Source organism: Aquabacterium sp. UBA2148 (genome assembly GCF_002328915.1).
Taxonomy (GTDB): Bacteria; Pseudomonadota; Gammaproteobacteria; order Burkholderiales; family Burkholderiaceae_C; genus Aquabacterium; species Aquabacterium parvum.
In genome coordinates, this window is the sequence record NZ_DCXA01000040.1 from 2,997 (window position 1) to 6,826 (window position 3,830).

4 protein-coding genes are annotated in these 3,830 nt (G+C 66.8%); 1 reads left to right on the forward strand and 3 read right to left on the reverse strand.

The window, feature by feature from the left end; translation table 11 throughout:
* From B2W70_RS02155 to B2W70_RS02165, 3 genes are all read right to left on the reverse strand, one after another.
* The coding region (locus tag B2W70_RS02155; RefSeq protein WP_286742375.1) for a PAS domain-containing protein at positions 1–1,456 on the reverse strand (1,456 nt) is incomplete at its 3' end.
* Positions 1,457–1,666: 210 nt separating this feature from the next.
* Positions 1,667–2,200 carry a hypothetical protein gene (locus B2W70_RS02160; RefSeq protein ID WP_286742377.1) on the reverse strand — a complete coding sequence of 178 codons (534 nt, stop codon included), beginning with the start codon at positions 2,198–2,200 and terminating at the stop codon, positions 1,667–1,669.
* A 21-nt stretch (positions 2,201–2,221) separates the two neighbouring features.
* Positions 2,222–3,505 (reverse strand): GNAT family N-acetyltransferase, encoded by a 1,284-nt coding sequence (locus tag B2W70_RS02165; protein WP_286742379.1) that lies wholly within the window; start codon positions 3,503–3,505, stop codon positions 2,222–2,224.
* Between B2W70_RS02165 and B2W70_RS02170 the strand changes: the two genes are divergently transcribed.
* Positions 3,504–3,830 (forward strand): nitrilase-related carbon-nitrogen hydrolase (locus B2W70_RS02170; RefSeq protein WP_286742382.1); only part of this gene is annotated, 327 nt, incomplete at its 3' end. The genes B2W70_RS02165 and B2W70_RS02170 overlap by 2 nt on opposite strands.

A 3,830-nucleotide genomic window follows, 5' to 3' on the forward strand; every position in this document is an offset into this window, starting at 1 on the left:
CCTCGATGAGCAGCTTGTCGCCGGCTGCGTGACCGAGGCGGTCGTTGATGGCCTTGAAACCGTCCAGGTCGATGAACATGACGGCCAGCGTCTGTGGCTTGCGGCGTGCGCGGGCCATGGCCTGGCGCAGGCGCTCGACGAACACGCGGCGGTTGGGCAAACCGGTGAGGCTGTCGCGGCGCGCTTGCTCGGCCAGCTCGCGCTGCTGAGCCTTGAGCACGGAGATGTCGGTCAGCACGCGGATGTGTTGTGACAGGCGCTGGTCTTCACCTCGCAGGGTGGTCACGGCCAGCCAAGTCTCCAGTGAGCGCCCGTCCGCACCCACCAGCGCGCACTCTCCCGCCCACCGATGCCCCGCCTTCAAGGCAGCCTCGACGCCAGGCAGGTGGCTTTCGCGCAGCGGTGTCAGACCCAGCAGCTCCGCACCCTGGCCGATGACCTCCTGACGGCTCAATCCCATCAGCTTGAGGAATGCCGGGTTGACCATCACGATGCGGTCGAGCGCATCGCTGACCACCACGGCGTCGGCGGTTTCTTCCATCACGCGGGATGCCAGCTTGAGCTGCTCGGCCGCGCGCCGGCTCTCGGTCACGTCGGTGGCGATCGACAAGATGTGGTCCAGTTGCCCGTCAACGCCGTAGACCGGTGTCTTGATCAGGTCGATCAGGCGTTCGCCCTGAGGCGTTTGGAAGGGCAGGTTGGGGAAGAAGTGCGTGCGAGGCTCCCGCACCACCAACTGGTCGTGCGCGTCACCCCGCTGCGCGATCTCGCTGGGCATGACGTCGCAGGCCCGCCGCCCCAGGACCTGCTCTGCCGACATCTGCATGATCTCGGCCGCCTGGCGGTTCCAGACGATGTAGCGGCCCTGGTTGTGCGCTCGGGCACTGCGCGCATACAGCGCCATCGGCAGGCTGTCGACCGCGCTGCGGTAGAAGGTTTCCTGCTCGCGCAAGGCCTGGATGGATTCGTGGACCTCGGTGGTGTCCCGCGAGATCAGCGCCATGCCGGACGGCAAGGGGATGATTTGATGGTGCAGCCAGCGCTGGGCTTGCTGGCGCTCAGGCGAGGCGCTGGCGTGTTCGTCGACTTGGGCTTGCCCGGATTCGGCGGCCAGCCGCACCCGTTGGTGGAAGTTGCCGTGTTCGCTCTCGGGCACGACGTCCTTGAGCAACTGCCCCACCAGCGGCAGCCCATCAGTGCGGAACAGCTGATGCGCCTGGTGGTTGGCCTGCACGACCGTGTAGCCCATGAAGCGGCCCATCATGTCGTTGCGGCGCTCCAGCACCATGACCGCGTCCTGACTGCCCTGCAGGCAAGCCTGCCAGGTGGACTCGTTGCGGTGGGCCAGCTCCAGCGCCCGACGCATGCGGGCGTGTGCCCGCCAGCTCATCCAGCCGGAGGCCCCGGCCAGGAACAGGCCGGCCACCTGGACCGGCACTTGATGAGAGGACGTCAACGCGAGCCCTGCCGCGAGGCAGGCCAGCGAAACCAGCCCGGAGGCGCGGTGTGCTGGGTGGAAAGGGCTGGTGGGCGTCCCCATGTTCACCGAAGACATCAGCGACGACATGGACACCCCGACTGTTGAAAACACAGTGATGGGGATTTCGGTCACGCGTTCGGTGACTTGAGTGCCCAAGGGGATTTTTTGCGCCGATTTGAACTTGACTCAGACCTCGGCCATGCGCCAGGCCTGCACGGCCAGGAAGGTTTGCTGCAGCAGCCGGGCGTCGGCGCTGGCGCGGTGGCGCTGACTGCACAGCGTGCCGATCAGCGACGCCTTGACCTCGTGCCAGTGCGCGGCCTGTTGCTCATCGAGCAGGGCGCGCAGGTTGTCGAGCTTGAAGCTGGGGCTGCGCTCGGCCGACTCGTAGATGCGATTGAGCCAGGCGTAGTCGTGGGCCCAGGCGTCCGAGTAGACGGTCTGGCCGCGCAGGCGCTCGTTCAGGGCGTTTGCGATGTCAGCGACGCTGCGGCCGTGTCGCTCGATGTGCGCGCGGGTGATGCCGTGCATGGAGGCGGCTTCGTCGTCCCAGTGTTGCCAGTCGGCTTCGGGGCGGATGAGGCTGCACCACGCTTTTCCCTCGCTGGTGACAAAGCCGACCTCGATGGGGTAGCTGCCCGGGCCGAAGCCGGAGGCCTCGATGTCGAGGATGGTGGGCAAGACCGGGGCGGGGGTGCCTGGCGATGGGGTGCCTTGCATGGCGGGTTGTCTCAGCCTGTTTTATTCAGTGGATGTTGCACCTGCTTGCGTCGACTCGCCAGAGGGTTTGAACGGTGCCCTGTCCTCGAGCTCGTCCACGTAGCGACCGATGCCTTGCGATTCACGTTGCAAGAAATCGGCCACCGCTTCACGCAGGCCAGGGTGGCGCAGCCAGTGCACCGAGCGCGTCGGGCTGGGCAGCAGGCCTCTGGCCAGCTTGTGCTCGCCTTGCGCGCCCCCTTCGAAGCGGCGCATGCCCCGCTCGATGCACCAGGACAGCGGCAGGTGATAGCAGGCCTCGAAGTGCAGGCATGACACCGCTTGCACGGCGCCCCAGTAGCGACCAAAAGCCAGTCGGTTGAGTGGATCGACCGCCAGCAGCGATGCCGCGATGCGTTCGCCGTCCAGGCTGGCGATGAACATCACCCACTGATCAGGCCCCGCCTGGCTGGCCAACGTCCAGAAGCGGCGATCCAGGTAGGGACGCTGACCGTGTTCGAGGTAGGTGCGCGTGTAGCAGCGGTGAAAAAAATCCCAGTCTGCCTCGGTGATGGCTGGGCCTTCGAGCACCTCGAAGGTGACGCCGGCTTCGCGCACCTTGCGCCGCTCCTGCTGGATCTTCTTGCGCTTGTCTCGCTGCAAGCTGGCCAGGAAGTCTTCGAAGCTGGCGTAAGGCTCGTGTTCGCGGTTGTGCCAGTGGAACTGCACGCCCTGCCGCACGAGCCAGCCCGCCTCCTGGGCCAGCCTGGTTTCGTCGGGCGACGTGAACAGCAGGTGCGCCGACGACCAACCCTCTTGCTCGCAGGCCTGGCTGAGCGCCCCGAGCATCTGCCGCCTCACCGAGGCCGCATCGGTGGCCGACAGCCCTGGGCGAACCAGCAGCCGCACCCCCGGGATCGGTGAAAAAGGCGACGCCGACAGCAGCTTGGGGAAGTAGCTGTGGCCGTGAGCAGCCAGGGCTCGGTCGTGGGCGTCGGCCCAGGCCCAGTCGAAGACGTACTCACCGTAGGAGTGCGACTTCAGGAACACCGGGCAGGCCCCGAGCAGGTGGCCTTGTGCATCGAGCACGATGAGAAAGCGCGGTCGCCAGCCGGTTTCCGCGCAGGCACTGCCACTGTCGACCATGGCGCTCAGGAAGCCATGGCGCAGAAAAGGCGTGCCGCCTTCGATGCCCGCCACCAAGGCGTCCCATTCACTTGAATCCACCTGCGAAGGGTGGTCGAGCCACGCCAGCCGGCCGGCTGCCGGTACCATGTTGGCCTGCCCTTGTGCGCCTGGTGCGCTGTCTGCCCGATCCATGTCCATGAACGCTGTGACCCCTGCGGCCGCTCCTGTGCTTCACGCAGCCCTGCTGCAAATCAACCCTGTTGTCGGCGACCTGGCCGGCAACGCTCGCGTCATCGCCGAAGCGACCCGTCAAGCCTACGCCGAAGGCGCTCGCCTGGTGGTGACGCCGGAAATGGCCCTGTGCGGTTACCCCCCTGAGGACCTGCTGCTGCGCCCGGCCTTCCTGGGGGCCTGTGAAGTGGCTTTGTCCCAGCTCGCGGCCGACCTGGCCGACCTGGGCGGCCTGACGCTGATCATCGGTCATCCGCAGCGCCAGCGCGACGAAGGTGTGCGCACCCGCTCG